At 67.9% G+C, this 25,195-nt stretch carries 27 protein-coding genes and 1 pseudogene; 24 read left to right on the top strand and 4 right to left on the bottom strand.

Features of this window, described 5'->3' with window-relative positions:
• Positions 1–259: 259 nt before the first annotated feature.
• Both G6034_RS04855 and G6034_RS04850 read left to right on the top strand, forming a co-directional pair.
• Positions 260–1,021 carry an SDR family NAD(P)-dependent oxidoreductase gene (locus tag G6034_RS04855; RefSeq protein WP_176634050.1) on the top strand — a complete coding sequence of 254 codons (762 nt, stop codon included), beginning with the start codon at positions 260–262 and terminating at the stop codon, positions 1,019–1,021.
• A 160-nt stretch (positions 1,022–1,181) separates the two neighbouring features.
• Positions 1,182–1,481 (top strand): hypothetical protein, encoded by a 300-nt coding sequence (locus G6034_RS04850; protein WP_218063576.1) that lies wholly within the window; start codon positions 1,182–1,184, stop codon positions 1,479–1,481.
• An 892-nt stretch (positions 1,482–2,373) separates the two neighbouring features.
• Here G6034_RS04850 and G6034_RS04845 read toward each other — a convergent pair.
• Together G6034_RS04845 and G6034_RS04840 are read right to left on the bottom strand one after the other, a co-directional pair.
• Positions 2,374–3,360, bottom strand: a complete 987-nt coding sequence (locus G6034_RS04845) for a 1-phosphofructokinase family hexose kinase (RefSeq protein ID WP_176633969.1) — start codon at positions 3,358–3,360, stop codon at positions 2,374–2,376.
• Positions 3,361–3,508: 148 nt separating this feature from the next.
• A complete protein-coding gene (locus G6034_RS04840; protein ID WP_176633968.1) occupies positions 3,509–3,997 on the bottom strand; it encodes a GyrI-like domain-containing protein in 489 nt (162 codons plus the stop codon).
• Between the two features lie 228 nt (positions 3,998–4,225).
• Here G6034_RS04840 and acsA point away from each other — a divergent pair, with 228 nt between their 5' ends.
• The 12 genes and pseudogenes from acsA to G6034_RS20405 form a co-directional block, all read left to right on the top strand.
• Positions 4,226–6,070, top strand: a complete 1,845-nt coding sequence (gene acsA / locus G6034_RS04835; RefSeq protein WP_176633967.1) for an acetate--CoA ligase — start codon at positions 4,226–4,228, stop codon at positions 6,068–6,070.
• Positions 6,067–7,068: a pyruvate dehydrogenase (acetyl-transferring) E1 component subunit alpha gene (gene pdhA / locus G6034_RS04830; RefSeq protein WP_176633966.1), complete on the top strand. Its 1,002-nt coding sequence runs from the start codon at positions 6,067–6,069 to the stop codon at positions 7,066–7,068. The genes acsA and pdhA overlap by 4 nt, the downstream gene beginning before the upstream one ends.
• On the top strand, positions 7,065–8,045 hold the full coding sequence (locus G6034_RS04825; RefSeq protein WP_176633965.1) for an alpha-ketoacid dehydrogenase subunit beta: 981 nt from the start codon (positions 7,065–7,067) through the stop codon (positions 8,043–8,045). The genes pdhA and G6034_RS04825 overlap by 4 nt, the downstream gene beginning before the upstream one ends.
• 7 nt (positions 8,046–8,052) lie before the next feature.
• Positions 8,053–9,384, top strand: a complete 1,332-nt coding sequence (locus G6034_RS04820) for a dihydrolipoamide acetyltransferase family protein (protein WP_218063575.1) — start codon at positions 8,053–8,055, stop codon at positions 9,382–9,384.
• On the top strand, positions 9,381–9,623 hold the full coding sequence (locus G6034_RS04815; protein WP_176633963.1) for an acyl carrier protein: 243 nt from the start codon (positions 9,381–9,383) through the stop codon (positions 9,621–9,623). The genes G6034_RS04820 and G6034_RS04815 overlap by 4 nt, the downstream gene beginning before the upstream one ends.
• Before the next feature lie 122 nt (positions 9,624–9,745).
• The gene (locus tag G6034_RS04810) at positions 9,746–10,066 is read left to right on the top strand and encodes a PLD nuclease N-terminal domain-containing protein (protein ID WP_218063574.1); all 321 of its coding nucleotides are present in this window, start codon (positions 9,746–9,748) and stop codon (positions 10,064–10,066) included.
• Positions 10,063–10,992, top strand: coding sequence for an ATP-binding cassette domain-containing protein (locus tag G6034_RS04805; RefSeq protein WP_176633962.1), 930 nt, complete (start codon positions 10,063–10,065; stop codon positions 10,990–10,992). Before G6034_RS04810 ends, G6034_RS04805 begins: the two co-directional genes overlap by 4 nt.
• The gene (locus G6034_RS04800) at positions 10,989–11,753 is read left to right on the top strand and encodes an ABC transporter permease (RefSeq protein WP_176633961.1); all 765 of its coding nucleotides are present in this window, start codon (positions 10,989–10,991) and stop codon (positions 11,751–11,753) included. Before G6034_RS04805 ends, G6034_RS04800 begins: the two co-directional genes overlap by 4 nt.
• 160 nt (positions 11,754–11,913) lie before the next feature.
• The gene (locus G6034_RS04795; RefSeq protein WP_176633960.1) at positions 11,914–12,441 is read left to right on the top strand and encodes a hypothetical protein; all 528 of its coding nucleotides are present in this window, start codon (positions 11,914–11,916) and stop codon (positions 12,439–12,441) included.
• Between the two features lie 8 nt (positions 12,442–12,449).
• On the top strand, positions 12,450–12,983 hold the full coding sequence (locus G6034_RS04790) for a flavodoxin family protein (RefSeq protein WP_176633959.1): 534 nt from the start codon (positions 12,450–12,452) through the stop codon (positions 12,981–12,983).
• 149 nt (positions 12,984–13,132) lie between these two features.
• The gene (locus G6034_RS04785; protein ID WP_246295310.1) at positions 13,133–13,534 is read left to right on the top strand and encodes an NAD(P)-dependent oxidoreductase; all 402 of its coding nucleotides are present in this window, start codon (positions 13,133–13,135) and stop codon (positions 13,532–13,534) included.
• Positions 13,470–13,658 (top strand): annotated as a pseudogene (locus G6034_RS20405) (hypothetical protein); the annotation flags it as partial. The gene G6034_RS04785 and the pseudogene G6034_RS20405, both read left to right, overlap by 65 nt.
• 286 nt (positions 13,659–13,944) lie before the next feature.
• On the opposite strand, the gene G6034_RS04780 reads toward G6034_RS20405, so the two are convergent.
• Together G6034_RS04780 and G6034_RS20400 are read right to left on the bottom strand one after the other, a co-directional pair.
• Entirely contained in the window at positions 13,945–15,468 is a 1,524-nt protein-coding gene (locus tag G6034_RS04780; protein ID WP_176633957.1) for a DUF4389 domain-containing protein, read from the bottom strand.
• Positions 15,469–15,570: 102 nt separating this feature from the next.
• Positions 15,571–15,858, bottom strand: a complete 288-nt coding sequence (locus G6034_RS20400; protein WP_176633956.1) for an SRPBCC family protein — start codon at positions 15,856–15,858, stop codon at positions 15,571–15,573.
• 933 nt (positions 15,859–16,791) lie between these two features.
• Here G6034_RS20400 and G6034_RS04770 point away from each other — a divergent pair.
• The 10 genes from G6034_RS04770 (at position 16,792) to G6034_RS04725 (ending at position 25,182) form a co-directional block, all read left to right on the top strand.
• A complete protein-coding gene (locus tag G6034_RS04770) occupies positions 16,792–17,295 on the top strand; it encodes a universal stress protein (RefSeq protein WP_176633955.1) in 504 nt (167 codons plus the stop codon).
• Positions 17,296–17,511: 216 nt separating this feature from the next.
• Entirely contained in the window at positions 17,512–17,877 is a 366-nt protein-coding gene (locus tag G6034_RS04765; protein WP_176633954.1) for a hypothetical protein, read from the top strand.
• Between the two features lie 11 nt (positions 17,878–17,888).
• Entirely contained in the window at positions 17,889–18,815 is a 927-nt protein-coding gene (locus G6034_RS04760; protein WP_218063573.1) for a hypothetical protein, read from the top strand.
• Complete coding sequence (locus tag G6034_RS04755) at positions 18,802–20,136, top strand: V-type ATPase 116kDa subunit family protein (protein WP_176633952.1); 1,335 nt, start codon at positions 18,802–18,804, stop codon at positions 20,134–20,136. The genes G6034_RS04760 and G6034_RS04755 overlap by 14 nt, the downstream gene beginning before the upstream one ends.
• A complete protein-coding gene (locus G6034_RS04750; protein ID WP_176633951.1) occupies positions 20,133–20,561 on the top strand; it encodes an ATP synthase subunit C in 429 nt (142 codons plus the stop codon). Before G6034_RS04755 ends, G6034_RS04750 begins: the two co-directional genes overlap by 4 nt.
• Entirely contained in the window at positions 20,558–20,833 is a 276-nt protein-coding gene (locus G6034_RS04745) for a V-type ATP synthase subunit F (RefSeq protein ID WP_218063572.1), read from the top strand. Before G6034_RS04750 ends, G6034_RS04745 begins: the two co-directional genes overlap by 4 nt.
• Entirely contained in the window at positions 20,830–21,351 is a 522-nt protein-coding gene (locus tag G6034_RS04740; protein WP_176633872.1) for a hypothetical protein, read from the top strand. Before G6034_RS04745 ends, G6034_RS04740 begins: the two co-directional genes overlap by 4 nt.
• On the top strand, positions 21,339–23,087 hold the full coding sequence (locus G6034_RS04735) for a V-type ATP synthase subunit A (RefSeq protein ID WP_176633950.1): 1,749 nt from the start codon (positions 21,339–21,341) through the stop codon (positions 23,085–23,087). Before G6034_RS04740 ends, G6034_RS04735 begins: the two co-directional genes overlap by 13 nt.
• A 14-nt stretch (positions 23,088–23,101) precedes the next feature.
• Positions 23,102–24,541 carry a V-type ATP synthase subunit B gene (locus G6034_RS04730; RefSeq protein WP_343037935.1) on the top strand — a complete coding sequence of 480 codons (1,440 nt, stop codon included), beginning with the start codon at positions 23,102–23,104 and terminating at the stop codon, positions 24,539–24,541.
• Entirely contained in the window at positions 24,538–25,182 is a 645-nt protein-coding gene (locus G6034_RS04725; RefSeq protein ID WP_176633949.1) for a V-type ATP synthase subunit D, read from the top strand. Before G6034_RS04730 ends, G6034_RS04725 begins: the two co-directional genes overlap by 4 nt.
• Positions 25,183–25,195: the final 13 nt, after the last annotated feature.

The following is a 25,195-nucleotide window of genomic DNA, read 5'->3' as shown; positions in this document are numbered from 1 at the left end:
TACTTCTGCACGAAGTGCGATTCACTGTACGAGCACCTGGTCAAAGCTGACGAGCTCAATGCCAACTTTGCTGAGGTGGTCGATGGCCTCACGAATCGCGTCAGGGTATGACGAATTCGGCGCATGGGCACACGCCGCCCACAGTGCCGCCAGCATTCCCTGCCGGTGAGGGCGCCCGGCGTGGTGCCCGGCGCCCGGAACCCGCGGCAACATTTCCGACGGCCGGCGGCACCGGCCACACAAAGATGGAGTGACTGGCATGACCGATCAATTTGTGGACGGGCGCTTTGCGGGAAAGACTGCGATCGTCACTGGTGCGGGATCCGGGATCGGCCGTGCAACGGCTGTCCGGCTGGTGCACGAAGGAGCCAGGGTTATCGCCACCGACGTCATGGAGGAGCGGCTTCAAGAGTTGCATGGCGCCGTCGACAGCAGCCAACTGGTCACGGTTTCCGGGGATGTGGCTGCGCCAGGCACGGTGGATGCCCTGGTGGCCGCTGCGGACGGCAGGATTGATGCATTGGCCAATGTTGCTGGAATCATGGATGGGTTTCTTCCCGTGGCCGAGATGGAAGATGCCCTGTGGGAGCGCGTTTTCGACGTCAATGTCACGGCTGTCATGCGGTTGACCCGTGCAGTCCTTCCATTCATGCTCGCAGCGGGTGCGGGCTCGATCGTCAACGTCAGTTCGGAGGCCGGCCTCCGTGGTTCTGCCGCCGGAACGGCCTACACGACGTCGAAACACGCGGTGAATGGTTTGACCAAGAGCACGGCCTTTTTCTACGGGCCTCAGGGAATTCGCTGCAACGCAGTTGCACCCGGCGGCGTTGCCACCAACATCGACGCCTCGATGAAGTCGGAGTTCGCCGGCCAGCGGCTCAGGTCCTTCATGGAAACCAACGTACCGTCCGTGGCCACGCCCGAAGAGTTGGCTGCGGCCATCACGTGGCTGCTCAGTGATGACGCCGCAAATGTCTCCGGGGTGATACTGGCCAGTGACGGCGGCTGGGCCGCGATTTGAGGAACCTGGCTGGGCGCGGGCAGCCAGGTTCCCTTCGCAATGCATCGAGTCCGACGCCGGCGGGCCACTTGGGACTGCAGCGGAAGGGCGGCAGTTGTGCCGGCGCCGATGGTCTTCAAGGAAGGAGTGAAAGATGAGAGCAGTTGTGGTTTACGAGTCCATGTACGGCACTACCCGGCACGTTGCGGAAGCCGTGGCCCGCGGTCTGGGCGGTCTCGAAACCGTGAAGGTCGTTTCAGTATCGGCCGCCTTCGACTCGCGTTATGCCGGGCCTTCCATTTTGACCGGTCGGGCCTCCAGGGGAATTGCCAATCACCTGCGGGCTTCGGGTTTCACCATGTTGGCGCCGGCGGAGAGTTTCGTTGTCAGGGGCAAGGACATCCTCCTGCTGCCCGGGGAACAGTTGCGGGCGGAGGCGTGGGGCAGGAATTTGGCGGAACAGCTGGGGGCGGTGCCATGAGTTTTCCCGTACCCAGTCAACGTTTCTGTGGAGCATGTGACGTCCTCTTGTCCTTTGCAGCCGTGTCAGCTGATGCGGGTGCGGTCATGGCCGTAGCTTTCAACGGCGCTGGAGTTCCGTTGGCGTCCGTGGAACGCGGTCCCTTTCGTTCGTTCTTGGGCCCGGGAATCATATTGGGCGGCTGCGACAGCGGACACATCTGGTTGCTGCCCTCGCGCTGGCCTGACACCCTGGTGGGCATGGCTCGCAGCCTGTGGCGCGGTGACTGCGGCGACCGGAGATGTGCTTGGGCTGCTCATGCCGGACCTTGTCTACGGCCGCGAAACTAAGGCATTGGCGGATGCCGCCACCGCGCAGGATATTGTCGATCTTTTCCCGGTCGCTCCCATAGCGGTCGTTCCGGCGCTTCGCGCGGCGCGTGGCTGCGAGTTCCGGGGTGGTTCCTGATCGGCGCCGCGCTGTTGTTTGCCGGGATGTGGCTGGGGGAGATCATCCCTGACCTGGCCGCCGGCCGGCCTCCACCAGCGCCGCCGCATGGCGCGTGAGCACCAATCCCGTCCATGTCTTGGACCTGGCCATTTTCCTCCCTGCGACATGTGCCAGCGGCGTCTTGACATTGCGTCACGGGCGCATGGGCCGGATCACGGCCCCGGCGGCTCTTGTTCTTCCTGCCCCGACGTGCCTCCCCATTCTTGTCACGCCATTTGTCACCTATGCGGGCGGAGTCACACCCGGGTGGGCCGTCATCCTTCCCATCGTGCCCTTTGCCCTGGCCACGCTCGCGGTGCTCTGGAAACTGCTCCGCCCGATCAACGGCTCCGCCCGTGGCCGCGCGGGCCTGAATGATCCCGACGGACCGGGGTGCGGCCCCGTGGCGCGTGGAGACGAGGGGTCAGGTGCCCTGCCCGCCACCTGTTCCCTGGGCGCCGGTCGCGAGTTCTGCCTCGAGCCGTTCGACGTCGTCCGCGCGGCACAGTTCGGTGCCGGGCGTCAGGACGGCGGCGCTTCCGGCGGCGACGGCCGTCCTCAGGGCCATCTCGGGATGGCATCCCTGTGCGAGCCGCAGGACAAAGGCGGCCAGGAAACTGTCACCTGCTCCTACTGCGCTGACCAGGTGAACCTGCGGAACCTGCATCCGGGTGGTCCCGGCCTTGGAGACAAGCAGTGCCCCGGCGTCGGCGAGTGTCAGCGCAACGTATTCGGTGGAGCCGTCGGCAATCAGCGCCGAAGCGGCAGCAAGCTGCTGTTCCCCGGACTCGAGGGCCGTACCGGCGTGCTCGGCCAGTTCCCTGCGGCTCGGCTTGACCATGAAAACGCCTTCTGCGAGCGCCTCCGTGAGGGCCGGACCGGAAGTGTCCACGACACACCGCGCGTCGGCCTGTCGCGCCAATCGGGCGACGCGGGCGTAGAAGTCGTGCGGCACCCCTGGCGGCAAGCTGCCGCTGGCAACCACGTAACCGCCTGCCCGGAGGGAGCGCTTGACCAGCCGCAGGCAGTTGCGCCACTCATCCTCACTGAGTGCGGCGCCTTCCAGCACGAACCGGAACTGCTTCCCCGTTGACGTCTCATCGACCGTGAAGTCCTGCCGCGTGTTGCCCCGGACCGGGACAACCAAGGCCGGGACCCCCTCCGCCTCCATAAGCTTGCGGTAGGTATCCCCGGTGGTGCCGCCAGCGGTGTACACGGCCAGTGCGTGGCCGCCGAGCCGCTGGATCACCCTGGCAACATTGGCTCCTCCGCCTCCGGGGTCGAGGTGGCTTTCGTTGCACCGAAGCTTGTGGCCGCTGAAGACGCGGTCAGTGGAGGTGCTCACGTCCAACGCCGGGTTCACGGTGAGCGTGAGAATCGGAATGGCGAACCGCGGCTGCGAGGTGTCCATGATGCCCAGCATAGGGGGTCGGCTCCCATCCCGGGCTGGAAATCACGGTCCAGGCCCTCCTGCATAATGCGCCGGCACCCGGCGCGCCTGCGCCAGCCGGCGGCGTCAAGGCTCGACGGCGTGGTGCCAACTTGCGTGGGTAGTGCACTTAAGCGACGGGCCAGACAACCCGCGTCAGCCAGGTCGCCGGATCAGGCTGCTTGGCCGGGTCGCTGAGGTAGTATTCCCACATCGTGTCCGCGGGTGTGCAACCATCCTCCCGCATGCGCTCTTGGATGGCCCCGTAGGTTGTTCCCAGTGTGTCGTACGAGCCCCTGTGGATGGCCTCATAGGCCTCGGCCTCCGGCAAGGCGCTTGCCTGGACGTCTGCCGTGGCCGTGAAACTGCCGGCAACGGGGAAGCCTGCTTCGACATCAATGGTCTGTGCGGGCATGCCGTGGTACAGCGCGAACGGAGGGCCGGCCAGACGGGTATTTTGAGCCTGGGTTGCCGCCATCACCGCGCCGAAGGCCCGCCCAAAGAACTCCCTGAGGGCCTCCATGGGGACCACTTCGCGAACGACGGCCGTCCGCTGCGCAGGCGTATGGACTATCGTGGTTTCCGGTTTCGAGGTGTTCACAAGGCCAGACTCCGCCATGGACGCCCGGCTGGATAGAGCCGAACGGCCCTGCTTTCAGCGCGCCTGTTCCGGCGTCCGGGCAAGGCCCCCGTCAGCAACCCGCCCTGCAAGCGAGGTGGACCCCGTGCCGACCCGCCCGGAATGCCCCGCCCGCCTGCTGGCAGCGTTGCGGACCACGGCTTTTTCGCGGTTCCCGGGGGACTTTCTGCCCTAGTCAATGCGGCACATTTGGGGTCGGATTGACTCATGACAGCAGGAATTGAATCCGGAACCCGTTGGCCCGTTATTCGCAAGGACATCACGGGATTCCGGGTTCGGCCAAACCTGGTGGACTACGAAGCGGCCTGTGCTGGATTCAGCTGGGACGAAGCCAGGCGTGCCCTGTCCGGGCTCCCCGGCGGCGCCGGTCTCAACATCGCCTATGAGGCCGTGGACCGGCACGCTGCCGGCGGGAACGCCAGTCGCACGGCCCTGCGGTTCATCCAGGCAGACGGCAGCACGCACTCCCTAAGCTTTGCGGATCTGGCCCAGCTGAGCAACCGCTTCGCCGGTGTCCTGCGAAGCCTTGGAATCGTGCGGGGGGAACGCGTTTTTTCCCTCTTGGGCCGCACTCCCGGGCTGTATGCTGCGATTCTCGGCACGCTTAAGAACGCCAGCGTTTTCTGCCCGCTCTTCTCGGCGTTCGGTCCCGAGCCCATCCGCCAAAGGCTGGAACTGGGAGAGGGCCGGGCCCTGGTGACGACACGGGCCCTGTACCGCAAGAAAATCGCGCCGCTGCGTGCCTCGCTTCCGCACCTTGACCATGTCCTGCTGACCGATGCCGACGGCAACCCGGAGCCGGGCACGCTGGACCTTGAACTGCTCATGGGCCAGGCCGCGCCGGACGGCGCCATTGCCGTGACCCTGCCCGAAGACATGGCGCTGCTGCACTTCACCAGCGGAACCACCGGGACGCCCAAGGGAGCCATCCACGTCCATGACGCCGTCACAGCCCACTATGCAACGGGCAGCTATGCCTTGGACCTGCATCCCGGTGACATCTACTGGTGCACGGCCGACCCCGGGTGGGTGACAGGTATCTCCTACGGCGTGATCGCGCCACTGGCCCATGGGGTGACCGTCATCGTTGACGAAGAGGAAATGGACGCCGACCGGTGGTATCGAATCCTTGCCGAACAACGCGTCACGGTCTGGTACACCGCCCCCACCGCACTTCGAATGCTGATGAAGGCCGGGGCGGATCGCGCCGCGGGCCACGACCTCTCCGCCCTGCGGTTCGTCGCGAGCGTCGGCGAACCGCTCAACCCGGAAGTCGTCGTGTGGGGACAGGAGGCATTGGGCCGACCTGTCCACGACAATTGGTGGCAGACCGAAACGGGCGGCATCATGATCTCCAACCTTGCCGCCATGGACATCCGGCCAGGGTCCATGGGACGTCCGCTGCCCGGCGTCCGGGCCGCCCTGGTGGCTCGCGATGAGCAGGACAAGCCGATCGTGCGCGACGGCGAAGCGGTCCTCGTCACCGATCCGGACCAGGTGGGGGAGTTGGCGCTGCGTCCCGGCTGGCCGTCGATGTTCCGCGGCTACCTCAACGAAGAGGACCGGTACCGCCGCTGCTTCGTGGGCGGCTGGTACATCACCGGCGACCTCGCGAAGCGGGACGCCGACGGCTATTACTGGTTCGTCGGACGGGGGGATGACATGATCAAGTCCTCCGGCCACCTGATCGGCCCGTTCGAGGTTGAGAGCTCCCTCATGGAACACCAGGCAGTGGCCGGGGCCGGCGCCATCGGCGTCCCGGACCCGGTGGCCGGACAGGTGGTCAAGGCCTTTATCGAGTTGCGACCGGGCTGGGAAGCGTCCGAGGATCTGCGCATGGAAATCATCGGATTCGCGCGCAAGCGGCTGGGCACGGCCGTAGCGCCGAGACTGCTGGACTTCACCACCGCGCTGCCCAGGACGCGAAGCGGCAAGATTCTCAGGCGCTTGCTCAGGGCCCGCGAACTGGGCCTGCCGGAGGGTGACACCTCAACGGTCGAAAATCCCCCCGAGCCGCCCACCCCGGAGACTCCGCCGGGGGCACTGGCATGACCGGCCCGTTGAGCCCTTCCCTGCGCCCCAGGGATCCCGGACACGGGCGGCACCTGCTGTTGCAGATGCTGCGCGTGCGCCGGCTCGAGGAAAGATGCGTGGAGCTGTACAGCGCGGCGAAGATCCGCGGCTTCCTCCACGTGTACATCGGCGAAGAAGCCGTCGCTGCCGGAGTCCTGGAATCCCTGTCGGCCGACGACACCGTGGTCGCGACCTACCGTGAGCACGGCCACGCGCTTTTGCGCGGCGTGCCTGCCGGGGCGATCCTGGCCGAAATGTACGGACGGGTGGAAGGCTGCTGCCGCGGTCGTGGCGGATCCATGCACCTCTTTGACGCCGCCACCAATTTCTACGGCGGCAACGCGATCGTTGCCGGCGGACTGCCGCTCGCCGTCGGGCTCGCCCTGGCCGACAAGATGTCAGGACGCCCCCACGTCACAGTCTGCTTCTTCGGTGAAGGCGCCGTCGCGGAGGGGGAGTTCCACGAGAGCCTGAATCTGGCCGCGCTCTGGGACCTTCCTATCCTCTTTTGCTGCGAGAACAACCTTTACGCCATGGGCACGGCGCTGGTCCGCTCAGAATCGCAGACAGACCTCGCCCTGAAAGCTGCCAGCTACGAGGTGTCGGCCTGGGCCGTGGACGGGATGGATGTCCTGGCGGTCGAGCAGGCGGCCCGCACGGCGGTGGATGCGGTCAGATCCGGTGCCGGCCCGCACTTCCTGGAATTTCGGACCTACCGCTTCCGCGCCCACTCCATGTTCGATCCGGAACGCTACCGGGAGAAGGCTGAAGTGGTCGCCTGGCAGGCACGGGACCCGATCACCCTCCTGCGGAGCAGCATGGAGGAGAACGGACAGCTCACCGCGGACGACTGGACGCAGTTGCAGTCTGAAGCGGAATCCGAGGTCGCAGCGGCCGTCAAGTTTGCCGAGTCCGGAACACTCGAGCCCGTGGAAGATCTCACCCGGTTCGTCTACAGCGAGCGGAGGGCGCCATGAAATCCAGCTACCGGGAGGCGGTTCGGGCGGGCATCCGCGACGCGTTGCAGCGCGACCCGCGAGTGTTCCTGATGGGCGAGGACGTGGGCGCCTACGGGGGGTCATTCGCCGTCAGCCTGGGCCTCTTGGAGGAGTTCGGGCCCGAACGCATTCGGGACACCCCCCTCTCTGAATCCGGTTTTGTAGGTGCGGGAATCGGAGCGGCCCTCGGCGGAATGCGCCCCATCGTGGAAATCATGACGGTCAACTTCAGCCTGCTGGCCCTCGACCAGATCGTGAACAACGCCGCATCGCTGCTGCACATGTCCGGCGGGCAGTTCCATGTACCGCTCGTCATCCGGATGACCACCGGCGCGGGACGGCAGCTCGGCGCCCAGCATTCGCACAGCCTGGAAGGCTGGTACGCGCACATTCCAGGCCTGCGGATTCTGGTCCCGGCTACCCTGGAGGATGCCCGCGGCATGCTCTGGACGGCGCTGGAGGATCCGGACCCGGTGCTGATCTTTGAACACGGCTCCCTGTACAACGTCACCGGTGAACTCGACGACGGTGCCGGCCCGGTTGACATTGACACCGCTGCCATCAGGCGCCCCGGCGGCGACGTGTCGCTGATCACCTATGGGGGGACGCTGCCCGCCGTCCTGGAGGCCGCCGAACAACTGGCCGACGCCGGGGTTGACGCCGAGGTGCTGGACCTGCGCACCCTCCGGCCCCTCGACGACGACGCCATTCTGGCATCCGTGGCCAAGACGCGCCGTTCGGTGGTGGTCGATGAAGGATGGCGCAGTGGAGGCATTTCGGCCGAGCTTAGTGCCCGGATCACCGAGAACGCGTTCTATGAGCTGGATGCGCCCGTGGGCAGGGTCTGCAGCGCCGAGGTGCCAATTCCCTATGCCAGGCACATGGAAGCGGCCGCCCTGCCGTCCGTGGAACGGATCGTCGCCGCGGCAAGGGAGGTGACGGGGAACGGTGGGTGACTTTCTGATGCCTTCCCTGGGGGCCGACATGGACCACGGCAAGGTGGTCGAATGGCTCGTCAAGCCGGGGGACTACGTGCGCCGCGGGGACCTGGTCGCCGTCGTCGACACCGACAAGACGACCATGGACGTGGAGTCATTCCAAGAGGGCGTCGTGGCGGACCTGCTGGTCGCCATTGGCCAAACAGTCCCCGTGGGGACGCCGCTGGCCCGGATAGCACAGACCCCGGCCGAGACCGGGCACCCGGCACCGGAACCGACACCCTCCCCGGAAGCTTCTCCGACCCCGGAACCGGCGCCCCCGACGAAGGAAGCGCCGACGAATGAAGCCCCCATGGCGCCGCCGGTCCGGCACTTGGCGCATCAGCTGGGAGTCGACACGGCGGGGATCCGCGGCAGCGGCAAGAATGGCGCCGTCACCCGGGCCGACGTGGAGCATGCCCGCGCCGCCCGTCGCGGGGGCAGGACGCGGTCCTCGCCCAGGGCCCGCGGGCTCGCCGCGGAACTCGGCGTCGAACTGGCCGGGATTTCCGGGACTGGTCCGGGAGGCGCCGTCACCGAATCGGACGTGCGGCGGTCCGCGGGGAGCCGGCAGCCAGCGCCCTCCACGCCGGCGGAAGTGAAGGCACCGCGGCAGGAGGCAGCCACGGCAAAGCCAGCGGCGGCGGGTGAACGTGTCGCCAGCCTGCGCCGCGCAGTCGGCACCCTCATGACGCGGTCCAAGAGGACCATTCCGCACTACTACCTGGGCACGACGGTGGACCTGCGCGCCTCCCTGGACTGGATGCAGTCCGTCAATGCGCGGCGCCCCGTCGCCGACAGGCTGGTCCCCTCGGCACTCCTGCTCAAGGCAGCGGCGCTGGCGGCCAGGGACGTCCCGGACGTCAACGGCTTCTACTCGGCCGGCGCGTTCCGGCCGAGTGCCGCCGTCCACCTCGGCGTCGCGGTGGCCCTGCGACACGGAGGGCTGGTGGCGCCGGCAATCCATGACGCCGACACCCTGACCGTGGACGAGCTCATGAAAAAGCTGCGCGACCTGGTCGGCCGCGCCCGCGCCGGGCGCCTGCAGCGCGCCGAAATGGCGGATCCGACCATCACGGTGACAAACTTGGGCGACCTCGGGGTCGAAAGTGTCTATGGGGTGATCTATCCCCCGCAGGTGGCCTTGGTCGGCTTCGGGCGGGTGATGGAACAACCATGGGCGCAAGACGGCCTGCTGGGTGTGCGCCCCGCCGTCGTGGCCACACTCTCTGCTGACCACCGGGTTAGCGATGGACTGCGCGGCGGCCGCTACCTGGCCCGCATTGATGAACTGCTACAGCAACCGGAGGAGCTATGACTGAACTGGAAGCCCGCAAGGCCGTTCGTGCCGCCATCGGTAAGGTGGCGCCCGACGTCGACGCCGAAGAAATCAACGATGGATCACGGCTGCGGCAGGACCTCGAACTGGATTCACTGGACTTCCTGCGGCTCGTGGAAATCATTGCCCACGACTGTGGCCTCGACATCCCCGAGCAGGACTACCCCGCCGTGGGCACCATCAAGGGGCTGGTTGGCTACCTCGCCGCCCACGGCTGAACGGACCCGGCCCCGCCGGACCCGGCCCGGCCGGTGCATCCTCGGGTGCCCGGCAGAATCGGCGAAGGGGACTTTCGCCGCTGGCTTGAACGAAGACGCCAAACAACCGTTGGGAGGCAGGGATGGCACTCGATCCAAGCATCATTCCCGCCTGGGTCCTGGTGGCCGCGGGTGTCCTTGCCCTTGCCCAGGTGGCGCTTGACGTGGTTGCGCTGGTTGATCTCGCAAAGCGCCCCGTGGGGGCCGTCGCCTTTGGCAACAAGTGGGTGTGGGTTGCGATCATCGTCTTCGTGAACCTCCTCGGCGCCATTCTCTACCTGGCACTCGGCCGCCGGCGCACCGTCGTGTCAGGGGATACCCCGGCATCGACCGGCGGGGGAGCCCCGGCGTCGAACATTGCCGATGAACTCTATCCCCGGACCGGGGAGGAGGATGCGCCGTGAACGCCGCACTTGAGGCCGTGGGGCTGACCAAGGCGTACAAGGGCAGGCGCGTGCTCGACGCCGTCAAGCTGACCGTCGAGGAGGGCTCGGTTTTCGGATTCCTGGGACCCAACGGGGCCGGCAAGACGACGACGCTGCGCCTGGCCACGGGACTGGCCCGCCCGACGTCGGGGACTATTCGGCTTCTGGGGCAGGATGTGTCCGCTGCCGGCAACGCACTGCGGGCCCAGCTGGGGTTCCTGCCCGATGTCCCCGCCTTCTATCCGTGGATGACGGCCCAGGAATTCCTGCATTTCTCCGGGGACCTCTTCGGCCTCGACCGCCAGGTCCTCAGACAGCGAACCCGGATGTTGCTCGACACGGCAGGGCTCAACGGCGTGACGGGCAGGATCGGCGGATACTCCCGCGGCATGAGACAGCGCCTGGGCATCGCCCAGGCGCTGATCAACGCACCCCGGCTGCTGCTGCTCGACGAGCCCACGAGCGCGCTGGACCCGATTGGCCGCAAGGACGTCCTGGAACTGATCAATTCGCTGCGCGGACGCACCACCGTCTTCTTCTCGACCCACATTCTTGGCGACGTCGAGCGGGTGTGTGACTCGGTCGCCATTCTGGACCGCGGGCGGGTGCTCACCCAAGCGCCCATCCACGAACTCAAGGCGCGCTATGGAGGGCACAAAATCCTTCTGGAGGTGACCGAGGGTGCCGACGGGTTGGCATCGGCCATCGCCCAGCGGCCCTGGGCCGTGTCCGTCGCGAGAGGGGACGCAGCATCCATCGAAGTCACGGTGTCGGATGTGCACCGCGCCCAACACGAAATTCCCGGACTGGTCTCCGACCTCCATGCCGGCCTCGTCCGCCTCGAGGCGGGGGAGATGGGGCTTGAGGAAGTGTTCGTCGCACTGGTTGGGCGGCCGAAGGCATGAGAACCGCCCTGGTGCTTGCCCGCAAAGAGGTCCTGGAAATCCTGCGGACGTGGCGGCTCTACGTCCTGCCTTCCATCATGCTGCTCTTCGCCGCAACGGGACCGCTCCTGGCGAAGTACACGCCACAGCTTCTGGGCGCCGTCGCCGGAGGCCAACTTGGCTCGCTCCACCTTCCTGAACCGACTGTCTTCGACTCCTATGGGCAGTGGATCAAGAACCTCTCGCAGCTCGTCTTGTTTGCACTCATCATCATGTACGGCGGCATAGTCTCCACCGAGCGCCGCAGCGGAACGGCCGTGCTGGTGCTCACCAAGCCGGCGTCACGCGGAGCGTTCGTGCTGGTGAAGGCCGTGGTCCATGCGCTCTACGTCATGGTGCTCCTCATCGCCTGCACCTTTGTGACCTGGGGTCTTAGCGCCGTCCTCTTCCCCACGGCCCCCGGCGGGCCGCTGTGGTCAGCCGCCCTGGTTTGGCTGGTGCTGGCCGTGGCCTACCTGTCACTCATGACGCTGTTCTCTGTGCTGATTCCGTCAGCGGCCGGGGCCTCCGGCGCGGGGCTGGGCGCCTTCGTGGTGCTGTCGGTGGGCGGACTCTGGAAGCCACTCAGCGACTATTCGCCCGCCGGGCTCCTGGGCCGGGCGGCATCGATCGCCGGCGGCGACAGCGCCGGCTTCCCGTTCCTGCCCGTGGCGACGGCACTGGTCATGAGCGTTGCCGCCGTCGGGCTCGCAGCAACAATCTTCCGCAGGAAGGAACTGTGAGCCAGGTGCCGGCCCGCGGATGGCCGATGGCCACGGAGGCAGCGACTTCCCCCTGCAGGCACGCGGCACCGCCCAACGAGGTCTGGCGGCGTTCGGCAGCACGCTTTGCCGTGACCTTCGCCTCTATGGGAACCGCTGGAAAGCATGCATGATGGGTGCCATGACTGCAGAAAGGGATCATCCGGCGTCGCACCAGCGCGGCGGGGCCGGAATGGATGCAAGCGCGCGGCGGGGCCGGTACGTCTCGGCCGTCCTCGGCTCCGCCGTCATCTTCTGGCTCGTCAACATATGGCCCGGGTGGCAGACAGTGCCGTTTCTGAGTCCGGCAACGTCCGGGGTGCTGGGCATCTTCAATGCATCCCTGGTCATTTCAGTGATCGTCAACCTGGTGAACATCGCGGCTAACAACCCGTGGGTCCGTGCCCTGGGGGAGATCATCACCTCCGCCATCGGGCTCGTGGTCCTGGCACGCCTCTGGACCATCTTCCCCTTTGATTTTGGCAGTTCGTCCTTCAATTGGATTCTGGTGGCGCGGATCCTGATCGTCCTTGCCTGTGCCGGATGCGGCATCAGCATCGTGGTGCAGCTTGTCACCATCTCCCGATTGGCCCTGGGCAGCCCACCGCGACGCCACCAGGGGCAGTCACCACACCGTGCCGGCCACTATCGCGGCAGTACACCCGAGTAGGAGCCCAAATGCGTGCAATCGTCGTTTATGAGTCCATGTACGGCAACACCCGTCACGTTGCGGAAGCGGTGGCCCGCGGCCTGGGCAATGGCGAGGAGGTCCAGGTCCTCCCGGTCCTGGACGCGGCAGCGGTTGATCCAGGGGACTACGACCTGGTGGTTGTCGGCGGGCCGACGCACATGCACGGCATGAGTCGCGAGTCCACGCGGCATGCGGCGGCAGAAGCCGCGGACTCGTCCGCGGGTCATTTGGTCATGGAGCCCGACGCCGCGAGCGAAGGCGTGCGTGAATGGATCAACGCGCTCGCCGGCATTCCGGGCCGGGCTGCGGCCTTTGATACCAGGATTGACGCGGCTGCCCTGCTGACCGGCCGCGCGTCCCGGGGCATCGACAGGCACCTGCGGAGCGCGGGGTTCACCATGCTGGCGCCACCGGAAAGCTTCCTGGTTGGCAGCAAGGACACACACTTGCTCCCAGGTGAAGAGACGCGTGCCCGGGCCTGGGGCGAGAGCCTTGCCGCAATGGTCCGGACGGCCACCTAAAGGGACCGGCCCGACGTGCCAGCCGGGGAGCGGCGGCCCGGACCCAGGGGTGCCGGGCGAAAGGGCGGCCGGTGCACTGCCCGCCCCTGGAACGCGGTGTCCCCTGCCGGGCGTCTGCAATTCCATCGAGATGAGGTGTCAGGGTGAAAATGGCCGTCTTCCGGGCGACAGGAAAAACCGGCAGGTTGCCTGTGGCGCAGGCGCTTCAAGCGGGCGAGACCGTCAGGGTCCTCGCCAGAAACCCCGCGAAGCTCGGAATGACTGATGAACGCCTGGCTGTGGTCACCGGTGAACTGTCGGATGTGGACGCGATCGAAAAAGTTGTTGCCGGCGCGGACGGGGTTGTCAGCCTGCCGGGTCAGGGGCTGCCTGTCAAAGGCCGGCCAATTGCCCACGGGACCCAAAACATCCTGGCGGCCATGCGGAAGTTCGGCGTCGGGCGGATCGTTGCCATCGCAACGGCGTGCCGCCGCGGACCCAAAGGACGTGCCGACCCTGCGGTCCAGGCTGGCCATTGCCTTTGCCCGGGTGTTCCCGCGCGCAGCCTATGAAGACGTAACTGCCACCGCGGAGGCCATCCGCGAAACCGACCGTGAGTGGCCCATTGTTCGCCCGCCCCTGCTCAATGATGGGCCCAAGACCGGCCGGGTCGTGGCCGGGTACCTGGGTAACGGGCTCGTTGGCGGCCGCCTTGCGCGGGCGAATGCAGCTGACTTCATGCTCCGGCAGCTCCAGGGCGCCTCCCTGGTGCGTCAGGCCCCCCTTGGTGAGCAACGCCTGAGGAACGCCCGGGCCAGGCGCCTGGGCACGTCTGCAGCGCGCGGGCACGCCCCGACGAGGGCCTTCCGGCCCGGGTTCCGTCCACAGCCGTGGCATCTGCCCTGGAACGCCGCGACTGCCTTCCTGCCGCCTTTCGTGCGCCGTCTCCTTGCGGCAGTGGGATGCGCCCTGCGGCTGCCGGCTATTGGGGTGGCAGGCCGGGGTTCGCGGTTGGCGGGCCGTCGGGCGCGCCGGATGACGGGGAAGCCGACGTGGCGCCGGGCGCGCCGGTCATGGCTGGTTCATCCGATCCCTGATCCAGGCGGAAGGGCGGGTATTCGTCGCGCAGGAGAAGAACGTAGACCGCAACGCGGTAGATCCACCGGTTGATGCCCATGATGAAGCTGAAAAGATGGCGCTGGTACCGGCCGGTGAAGAGCAGGATGACTGCGGCGGTGAGGACGAGGATGCCCAGCAGGGACAGACCCCCGGCGCTGTCCTGCTCCCAGGGCCAACGGCCGGGATAGCCGGCCGTGGTCCACACGGCGCTGGTGAAGGCACCAACAATGAGCAAGTGGGGTATGGCCAGCAGCCACCATTTGACCAGGACCAGCCCGTGGGAGAGGTGCCGCGGGTAGGCGACCTCGAAGTCGGCCGGGTAGTCGGTGGAGGCGAGGGTGAACGGCGGGTACCTGTCCGTTGCCAATGCCGAGTATGCGTAGAAGGTGACACGCCACGTCCACCGGAGGACACCGACGGCGAAATTGAACAGCGGACGCGGATAGCGACCGGTGAACAATATGGCGAATCCGGCAATGACAGTGGTGATGAAGGCCGCGCACCAGAGGAAGAAGAGGATGATCAGGTGGGGTACGGCGAGCAGCCACTTGACCAGCCACAAGCCGCGGGACAGCTGCGGGTCCAGGCGGCCGGTCAGCCGTGCCGGGTAGGGTCCTACTCCCGCGGGGGTAAGGGCCGCCGCGTCGCGTTCGCCCGACAGGGGATGCGGAGCCCCCCTCCCGAGGATGATGGCGCCCAAGACAATCAATGCGGTCCCCATGAGCAGCAGCAGGATTCCGCCGATCCACAGGGCCGGTGTCATGGACCCCAGCAGTTCCGAGTGGACGGCACCCTGCAGGTTCACCGTGACCCCGGCACCGGCGTCGGCGTTCATGATGACCAGGACCCAGTCACCGCCGCTGAGGTCCATGGTGAGCTGCTGTGTCCCCGGCCCGGCCGCGGACACAGTCCAGAAGTGCTGTCCGGCTGGCGCCGTGGGAACCGAATCCCCGGGCACGTCGCGGTAGTGGACCCGAAAAGGTGATGTTGCGACACCGGTGATCTCCGTTGTGTGCACGCCGCTGAGGTAGTTCTCCACCGCCGTCTTGGGCCCGATTCCGATGAAGACCTGGCCGCCGGGAGCCGTGGAGGCGGCACTGAGCCGAATGCGGCCCAGGTCAAAGGGGAGCCCTCCGCTTTCGATTCGCGCAGGGGGCGAGGTGAGCGCATGGGATGTCGTCGAGAATTCGCGCACCGGGGAACTGAGGTAGCCATCGGGGCCCTGCTGGGACATGACCACCGACGCTGCTGTCGCGCCGACCACCCCGCCGACGCCGAGCAGGGCTAGGACCACGCCCACAACAAGGGCGACAACGCCGCCAGCCACCCCACGGCCGGTACCGCCCGGGCCCGGCGTCCCCACATTGGCCACTGCCACATCACCCATATCCCCACTCCCCATCCGTTGCCTGCCACTCTTCACGGCCCGGCGGCACCCCAGTAGAGGCGAAGGTCACGAAGGACTTTCAGGCGGGCGGACCGCCAAGGGTCACCGGGTGTCAGGCCGCTCAAGGTGGTCCTTCAACCGTGCCCAGCTGCTGTGTTCCTGGCGGTCGCCGATGGCCCTGGCGACGGGGTTTATCAGTCGCAGGGGTCCATGTGTGTCAAGCTTCCAAGTCCAACTGAGGCGGGTCAGGCCTCCTTCGGCCGTGATGTCGAGGGTGCCCTCGATGTCCATCCCGGCCATCCGGCACACCGAGGTTATGGCGTGCGGCCGTGAGAATTCCGTATATTCGACGTGCACGGTGGAATGCCGTGCATCCCTCATTCTGGCCATGACGCGTGACCCCACCCCCGCCGACCAGGGGTGATCTTTTCCGCGGAGGCCATGCGTGGTTCGTTACGTTCATCGGCGACGAAGCCGAACACTGACTCAAGGGGGGCGTCGATCAGTGCGTGCCCTTGAAGCGGCTTCATGACACGCCCCCGAGAGCATTCGCAGTCCCCGGATCATCCTGACGACTTTCCGGGCGCCTCCAGGGGGGAAGGACCTACAGCTCAAGACACCGACGGGGAGCGGAACCTGGCAGCTCAACACAAGTGACAACACTTCAAATCGCACGTCCAAGGTGTTTCGGTAAACGGCCGCGAGGGCCACCAACAGCAGGAGGTTCAACGCGCCCCCCAGGATGCCGGCAGCGACGTCGGACAGGCACAGCGCGGAGTGGGCGGTGCGGAGCCGCCGCACTGGTGTCGAGGCGTGGATGCAGGCGGCGAGGAGGACGAAGGCCACGGGGGCCGGCAGGGCCGGGTACATCGACAGGCAGTCGCGGGGGACGTAGCTGGCCGCACCCGAATACGGGTAATGGATGCGGCCAGTCAAACAGTAGGGGCCTGAACGGCCGGCGTGGTGGGTGCCGCGACAAGGGCCGCAGCAGCCACAATGGCGGTGAGGGGCCGGTCCAGAACCCCATATACATTCCCGCGGGAGGCTCTCCGGCACGCCGCTGCTCCGGGCCCCGGCCACATCCGGCCCGGCCCTATCGGCTCAACCTTGCAGGGGATCGGCGGTGGGTAACTGGGCCGAACGAATCTAGTCGTCCGACCAAGCGTGGGCCCATGAGCGCCGGCACCTCCCGTTCCCGGTCCCGCGTGGGGCGCCCGGCGGAGGTGCATTGGTGCCGTTGGACCCTAGACGGGGCCAGCCGGGCGCATGAGCATTGATCATGGAGGGTCTGGAACATGACGGCGGGGCAACGAGGGATGGACGATGAACACTGAAGCGGTTACGGGACGTGTGGTTGTCGGCGTCGACGGGTCTGCCAGTTCCGTCATGGCGCTTCGGGAAGCACAACACATTGCGCAGGCCACCGGCGCAAGGCTGGATGTGGTTTCCTGCTGGAACATTCCGGCCACTGCGGCGCCGCCCGTCGAGTCGATCGCCGAAGGTATCAAGGAGGCTGCCTGGCAGCGCCTGCAGGAGGAGGTTGCCGTGGCCTTGGGGTCGCCGGCCCCGGACAACGTTTCAACACGACTGCTCCAGGGGCAACCACGGCAGGAGCTCATTGAGCTCAGCAAGGGCTCGGACCTGCTCGTTGTCGGTCGCCGGGGTTTTGGCGGCTTTGCCGGGCTCCTCATGGGATCGGTCAGCCGTGCTTGCGTTGCCCATGCACACTGTCCAGTAATGGTGGTCAATGCCGGCGAACGTGATGAAAGGTCCCGGGATGTTGCTTCCCCTGCGGGAAAGGCGAACGACGGTGCAGCCCACCCGTGACGGTGGCTCCAGACAGCCTGTTGGCCCGGGCCGCGCGGCCAGGCACTGGACAGCCCTCCCTCCACCCGTTTCGGCCGCACGGGAGGAGTGTTTTGAGCAGGCCGGAGGCCTGGACTGGGGTCCGAAGGACTTTTCACTGGAGGTGTCATGGCGCGATTGAGGGCCTTGGACCGCTTCAGACCTGTGGGGGCGCCCGGTCCGGCAGGTCCGTCTGGCGTGCCGGCCACCGATGAACAGGGCCCCGCCCTGGAATTGGCGCCGGTGTTCGCAGCCTTGTCCACAGACGTCAAGGCGTGTGAGAACGTCGTTGAGGATGCACGCCGCCAAGCCGCACAGGAGGTGGCCGCGGCCCAAAGGCAGGCAGCGGCGATTGTGTCCCAGGCCCGGCTCGGCGCCGGTGCCGTACGCGCCGAGGCAGCCGCCCGGGTTGAGCGGGAAGCCGGCGAGAGGGTTGCGCTGATGATGGAGCAGGCACGCCGCGACGCGGACGCCCTGGAGGAGTCCGGCCTGGCCCGCGTTCCCGCCATCGTCGGCACGGCCATCGACACCCTGCTCACCTCATGGCCGGACGGACGGCAATGAAGTCGGACTGGGTGGCGGCATCCGTACGGGCCCGGTCCATGGCGCGGCGCCGGGTGGGGGCGGGCACCAGCTTGGCCCTCGCCGCCGAAGGCACCTTGGGTGCAGCACTGTCCTCCCTGCAGGAGTCGAGGTCCTGCTACGCGGAGCGTCTCCGCGCAGTGTCGGGGCTCGCCGCCGCCGAGCGCGCCATCCACGAGACACTCCTGTGGCAGTTGCGGGTTTTGGCCGGCTGGCTGCCGGCGTCGGGCACCGCCCTCGCACGTGCCTTTGCAGGCACGTTCGAGATCGAAAACATCGTGGCCCTGGCCCACCAGCTTGACGGCGGTGCAGAAGCCCCGGAGCCCTACCGTCTCGGTGCGCTGGCAACGGCCTGGCACCGCCTGGGCTCGGCAGGCACCCGGGACGAACTGACCACGATGCTGCGCACCTCGCCTTGGCGCGATGTCGGCGATGCCGGCCCGGCCGGTCCGGGCACGCTCAGGGCCGGGCTGCAGGTGGCCTGGGCGCGGCGGCTGGCCGCCGTGGCCCCCGCGGCGGGGACGTGGTGCGGTGCCGTGTGCGTTCTCACGGCGGCCCGGAGCCTGAGCGTGGATGGCACGATCCCCCCGGCGCCGCTGCCCCGCCTGTTGCGCCCGGTCCTTGGCCGGGCCTGGGAGTCCTCCGGAAGCATCGGCGACTTCCGCGCAGCCCTGCCGCCGTCGCTGCAAAAGGTGGTCCGGGACATCGCCTCGCCCCGGGAGCTGTGGCGCGCGGAAGCCCGGGCGCACGCCCAGATGGAAAGGGATGGGTTCGTGTTCCTTCGCGCTTCCCTGCCCGGGCCCGATGTGGTGCTGGGTGCGATGGCCGTGCTGTCGGTTGATGCCTGGCGTGTGCGGGCGGCCCTGGCCGCCGCCGCCGCAGGTGCGGGATCGAGCGAGGTGCTTGATGAAGCTGCGTGACTCGCTCTCGCCCGCACGGATGGAACGGGTTGCCTTGGTGGTGCCCGAACAAGGCCGGCGGTCCATGCTCGTCGCCATTGCCCAGAGCGGCCTGGTGGAACTGGACCTCCCCTACGAACCGGGGGACGGCCCGGGTGAGGTCGAGAAGGCCGCGGCGGCCGCCGTCGTCGACGGGCCCATCGCGGCCCTGGTGGGATTTGCCCCGCAGCGCGGGATCACCGCGCTCGCCGCGGCACTCGCTCCGCTCGGGGCCGCCGTGGTCCCGCTCGCACGGCCGCCGTGGATCCAGGCCCCAACCCTGCTGGGCGGAAGCGGCCGCGAGGGGATGTCCAGGACACTCGTGGACACTTACGGGACAGTGCCGTACGCGGATCTTGACCCTTCCCGCCTTGCGGCCGCGGCCTACGTCCTGATGTTCGGCATGATGTTCGGCGACGTCGGGCACGGTGCGGTGCTCCTGGCCTGCGGCCTTGTCCTGCGCACCGGGCGCATCAGGAAGGCCGCCTCCCTGCGCAGGGCCTGGCTGTTCGTGAGCTCCGCCGGGCTGGCCGCCATGGTCTTTGGCGCGCTGTACGGGGAGGCCTTCGGCCCCACTGGGCTGGTGCCCGTGCTGTGGGTGGACCCGCTGGCCAGCCCGGTTCCACTGTTGGCGGCGGCCCTGGGGGTGGGGGCCTTCCTGCTCGCGGGAGCCTATGCCGTCGGCACCATCAACCGGGTGCGCGAGGGCGGATGGGGGCTGGCCTTCTATGCCCGCTCCGGCGCCGCAGGCTCACTGCTGTTCCTCGCCGTGGGGCTCCTTGTCTGGGGGCTCGCCGCGGGCGCCCCGATCATGACAGCTGCCGCCGCCGTCGTCGCCTTCGGGGCCCTGGTCTTCATCTACATCGGCCTCTACGTCGGGGCCGGGGGAGGGGGCCCCGGCGCCGTCCAGGCGTTCATTGAACTCGTGGACACCGTGATCCGGCTCGGTTCAAACATCCTCTCCTTTGCCCGCCTCGCCGCCTTCGGCCTCACCCACGCGGCCCTGCTCATGGTGGTCTGGAACGGGACGACGGCGTTGTGGGCGCCTGGGTGGCGCGCAGGCGCGGCCGTCCTGCTGTTCCTGGTGGGCAACGTCGTGACCTTCGCGTTGGAAGCCCTGGTTGCCGGAATCCAGGCCCTGCGGCTGGAGTACTACGAATTGTTCTCCCGCATCTTCCAAACCGAAGGGCGTCCGTTCAGGCCATGGACACCGGACATGGCCGATTCCCGGGACCCGTCAGGCCAGGCTGCCGCCCCGGCCACCGCACTTGCCGGCCCACCAGCTGAAAGGCCAATATCATGAATCCCTGGCTCTGGACCCTTCCGGTCATCCTCCCCGCCGCAACAGCAACGGTGTTCTGCGTCAAGCGTTGGCGGAAAACGGCGCACACGCTGCTCGCCGCCCTCAACATCGCGGTGATGGCGGGCGTCTTGGCCCTGGTCGCCGTGGCCCTGGGCGCAGGGTCCGCGGCCGCGGGGGAAAGTGCGGCCCCGGCTGCCGCCTCGTCGGCGGGGGTGGGCGGCGCGGCCCTCATAGCGGCCGCCATTGCTGTGGCGGGTTCCTCGCTCGGTGCCGCCTTTGCCGTTGCCTACACCGGATCCGCGGCGTTGGCGGCGATGAGTGAGCGCCCAGAGATTTTCGGCCGGGCGATGGTGGTGGTGGGCCTGGCCGAAGGGATAGCCATTTACGGTCTTATCGTCGCCATCATCCTGATTGGCCTGGCGTGAGCGCGGGAGCCGCGGTGATGGGTGCCGACTTCAAGCCCGGCTCCGCGGGACCCGGCCGCATCGCAGCGATCGGGGAAGACGCCCTAGTGGAAGGCTTCCGCCTGGTCGGGGTAAGCGTCCATGCGTGCACGAACGGACCTGAAGTCCTCCGGGCCTGGAGGTCACTGCCCAAGGACACGGCGGTGGTGGTCCTGACACCGCGCGCTGCACAGGCTCTGGGCCCCGCCCTCTCCGACTTCCGCTCGCCCATGACGGTGGTCTTGCCATCATGAGCAGCCTGCCGGCGGAATCCGCCGCGGCCCTCGCGCCGGTGCGCCAAGCCCTGCGGGCCGCGGCGGAGAAGCAGGCCGCCGAAATCGGCGGCGACGGCCGCCAGCAGGCGAAGACACTGCTGGCAGCGGCACGGGCAGAAGCGGAGCGGATCACCGCCGCCGCAGCACGTGAGGGCGGCGCGGCGGCCCGGTCAGAGGCCGCGTTGCGCTTCTCCCGGTGCCGCAGGGAGGCCCACGAGCTGGTCCTGGCGCGGCGCAGTGCCGTGCTGGCCGAACTCCGCCGCCAGCTCGCGACGCGCGCGTCCGAACTTCAAGCGGACGGCCGGTACCCGGCGCTTTTGGCGCGGCTGACGGAACACTGCCGGCACCTGCTCGGGCCCGGTGCCGGCATCACCGTCAGTCCTGGCGGCGGCGTCATCGCGGAGGCCGGCTCGCGCCGCCTGGATCTTTCCCTTCCCGTCCTGGCCGGGCTGGCCTTGGATGCACTGGCCGAGGCGGGCGAACCATGGACCGGGTAGCGGGCGCCGGGCAGGGGCGGGTCGTCCGGGTCAACGGCCCCCTCGTGGAGATCGAGGGGGCGGAGGGGCTGTCCATGCTGGAGTTGATGGCACTGGGCCCGAGCCGCATCGCGGCCGAAACGGTGGCCATCGCCGGTACCAGGGCGACGCTGCAGGCCTACGAATACACGGGCGGATTGAAAGCCGGCGACATCGCCTCCGCCTCCGGCGGCGAACTGTCCGGCTTCATGGGACCTGGCATGCTTGGCCAGGTGTTCGACGGCCTGATGCGGCCCTTGTCCTCGGCGCCGATGTGGCTGGGCACCGGGCATTCGGAAGCCGCCGCCGGTACCCCGGCCCTGGCCCGTTACTGGACTTTCGTGCCCACGGCCGCAGTCGGGACACAGGTGACGTCCGGCGATGTGCTGGGGAGCGTGCCGGAATCAGGGGCGGTGATTCACCGCGTCCTAGTGCCTGCCGGCGTTGCTGGGGAGCTCAGCTGGCTGGCACCGGAAGGCGCGCTTCGCGGCTCCGATTCGGTGGCCGTCGTTGCCGGCCGCCGGGTGGCACTGACCGAACCCACCCCCATCCGCAGGCCGCGGCCTTTCCGGAAGCGGCTCACCGACGCCGTACCCCTGCACACCGGACAGCGGGTCCTCGACCTGCTCTTCCCGCTGGCGCGCGGTTCTGCCGCCACCGTCCCGGGCGGTTTTGGCACGGGCAAGACCATGATGCTGCAGCAGATCGCCAAATGGAGCGATGCCGACGTCATTGTCTACATAGGGTGCGGGGAACGTGGCAATGAAATGGCGGACGTCCTGGACGGATTCTCGCAGCTCGAGGATTCACGAACAGGGCGCAAGCTCCTCGAACGGACCGTCATCATCGCCAACACCTCCAACATGCCCATGATGGCACGGGAGGCCAGCATCTTCAGCGGTATCGCAGTGGCGGAGTACTACCGCGACATGGGTTACGACGTGGTGGTCATCGCCGACTCGACCTCACGATGGGCCGAGGCCCTGCGCGAATTTGCCAACCGCAATGGCGACCTTCCCGCCGAGGAAGGATATCCTGCCAATCTCGCCTCCGCGCTGGCTGCCTTCTATGAGAGGGCTGGCCGGGTGACGACTCTGGGCGGGACCACCGCCTCGATCACCATCATCGGGGCTGTCTCGCCGCCTGGCGGCGACATGAGTGAACCCGTCACCACGGACTCCCAGCGCTTCGTCCGGGCGCTATGGATGCTGGATCGGGACCTGGCCTACTCCCGCCACTATCCTGCGGTCAGTTGGACGGGCTCCTTCGCCAGGGACGCCGTCGAACTGGGCGCCTGGCAGGCAGCAAACGGGCAGCCGGGCTGGGCCACCCGCCGGGCCCGCGCCCTGGCGCTGCTGACCGAATCAGACCGGCTGGCGGAACTGGCGGAAATCATCGGGCTGCCCTCACTGCCCGGGCCTGAACAAGTCCTGTTGCTGGGCGGCCGGCTTCTCCGGGACGGCGTGTTGATGCAGAATGCCCTGAGCCCCCACGACGGGTACTCTTCCGCCGAAAAGGGCGCGGCCCTGCTGGACCTGGTGTTCGACGTTGTCGACGCCTGCCAACGGCTCGTGGAACGTGGCGTGGCCGCCAGCACCATCGAGAGCGCCGACTTCGGTCCGGTGCTGCGGGCCCGCGAAGAATGCGGTCCCTCCGATGATGCGGCCGTGCGTGCCCGTGGCGCGGAAGTCCTGGCGGCACTGGAGGCCTTGCAGTGAGGGGGACAAACGGCGTGGGTCCGGAACCCCCCGGCGTCACCGATGGCGTCCTGCCGCTCCCTGCGCTCCTTGGCGCGCGCATCTCGCACAGCGACATCCGGGAACTGCGCGGCCCCCTGCTCGTGGTGGGCGGAGCCCACGGTGTCGGGTGGGACGAATTTGCCACCATTGACTTGCCCGGAGGCGCGCACCGCCATGGCCTGGTGCTGGAAATTGACCAAGACCTTGCCACCTTGCAGGTGCTGGAAGGAACCGACGGCATGTCACTCGGTGGGATCGGAATCCGCTTTGACGGCCGGCCCCTCCACGTCCGCGTCGGTGAACAGTGGCTTGGACGGGTCTGCAATGGGCGTGGCGAGCCGTTGGACGGTGGCCCCCCCATCATGGGCGCGGCAGCGCTGCCCATCAGCGGGTGGCCGCTGAACCCGGTCTTCCGGGAACCCCCGGCCAACCCCGTGCTGACGGGCATCTCGGTCATCGACGCCCTGATGACCCTGGTGCAAGGCCAAAAGCTGCCCATTTTCTCTGTGCCGGGCATGCCGCACCTGACGCTTGCCACCCAGATCGCGGCGCAGGCCGTGTCAGGCGGCGAGTCGTTTCGCGTGGTCTTCGCCGCCATGGGACTGACACATGCAGACATCGCCTATGTCCGGGACCGCCTTGAACAGCGGTCCGCGGGAGGCGAGCTGGCCCTTCTGCTCAATGCCGCCGACGATCCGGTCATTGAGCGGATCCTGACCCCGAGGATTGCCCTGACTGTCGCAGAGCACCTGGCCTACACGGAGGGCCACGATGTCCTGGTGGTCATGTCGGACATGACCAGCTATGCCGAGGCCGTCCGTGAGGTGTCCGCCGCCCGCCAGGAGATCCCTGCCCGGCGCGGCTACCCGGGGTACCTCTACAGCGACCTCGCCACCCTGTACGAGCGCTGCGGGCGGGTCAGGGGCCGCAAGGGCTCCGTGACGATCGTGCCGGTGCTGACGATGCCCGCCGGCGACATCACCCACCCGGTGCCGGACCTGACGGGTTACATCACGGAGGGCCAGATCGTCCTTGCACCGGATGTGGCCGCCCGCGGGATCTACCCGCCGGTGGACGTCCTTTCCTCGCTGTCCAGGTTGATGCGCAGCGGCGCCGGCAAGGGCCGGACACGGGAGGACCACCTGGAGGTGGCAGCCCAGGTGATGTCCGCACTGGCGCGCGCCCGCCAGGCAGCCGAACTTGCCGAGCTGGTGGGGGAGGCCGCGTTGAGTGACACCGACCGCAGCTACCTCAGCTACAGGACGTCGGTGGAGGCGGGACTCTTTGCGCAGGACCCGGACGAAGCCAGATCCCTGGACGACACGCTGGGCCGGGCATGGGCGGCGTTGGCCGTACTTCCGGACCAGGAGCTGGCCATGCTGCCGGCCGCTTTCCTGAAGCGCTACCTGCCCCAACGTAGCGATCGGACATGAGCGCCACGGGGCGGGCTGCCAAGGTCCAGGTGGCACGACGCCTGGAGACGGCCCGCCATGGTGCCCGGCTGTTGGACCGCAAGCAGCACATTTTGGCGGACCAGCTCGAACGCGTTGAATTCCATGCCGAACAAGCCAGCCGGGAGTGGCAGGTGCTGGCCCGCGAGGCAGCCCTGTGGCTGCAACGCGCAGCCGCTTTGGACGGAAGTCTCCAGATAGGGGCGGCGGCGCCGTTGGAGTCGGCCACTGTCACGTATCGGTGGGGCAACGCCATGGGCGTACTTTATCCGGACGACCCAGAGTGCTTCCTCCCCGCGATGGTACCGGCAGGGGGGAGTTCGGCCCTGTCATATGCGGCCGCTGCCCATCACGACGCGCTGCTTGCCGCGCTGCGTTACGCCGCGTTCCAGCGCTCTCACATGCTGCTGGCTGCCGAGCTCGCTGCAACGCGGACCCGGAAGCGCGCGGTTGAGAACCGGTGGATTCCCCGGCTGGAAGTTCAACTGCGCACCATCCGGCGGCAGCTTGATGCGCAGGAGCTGGAGGAAGGCCTGCGGCTCCGCTGGGCGGCGGACCGGAACCCACGGGCCACGGTCAACAAGCCGGCACCGGCACTCGGCAGTCCGTCGAGAGTCTCCTGAGCACGCTGGCCCC

The sequence above is a fragment of the Arthrobacter wenxiniae genome, assembly GCF_013376105.1.
Classification (GTDB): domain Bacteria; phylum Actinomycetota; class Actinomycetes; order Actinomycetales; family Micrococcaceae; genus Specibacter; species Specibacter wenxiniae.
The sequence above is the reverse complement of the archived record's forward strand: the minus strand, read 5'-3'. Positions and strand labels throughout refer to the sequence as shown.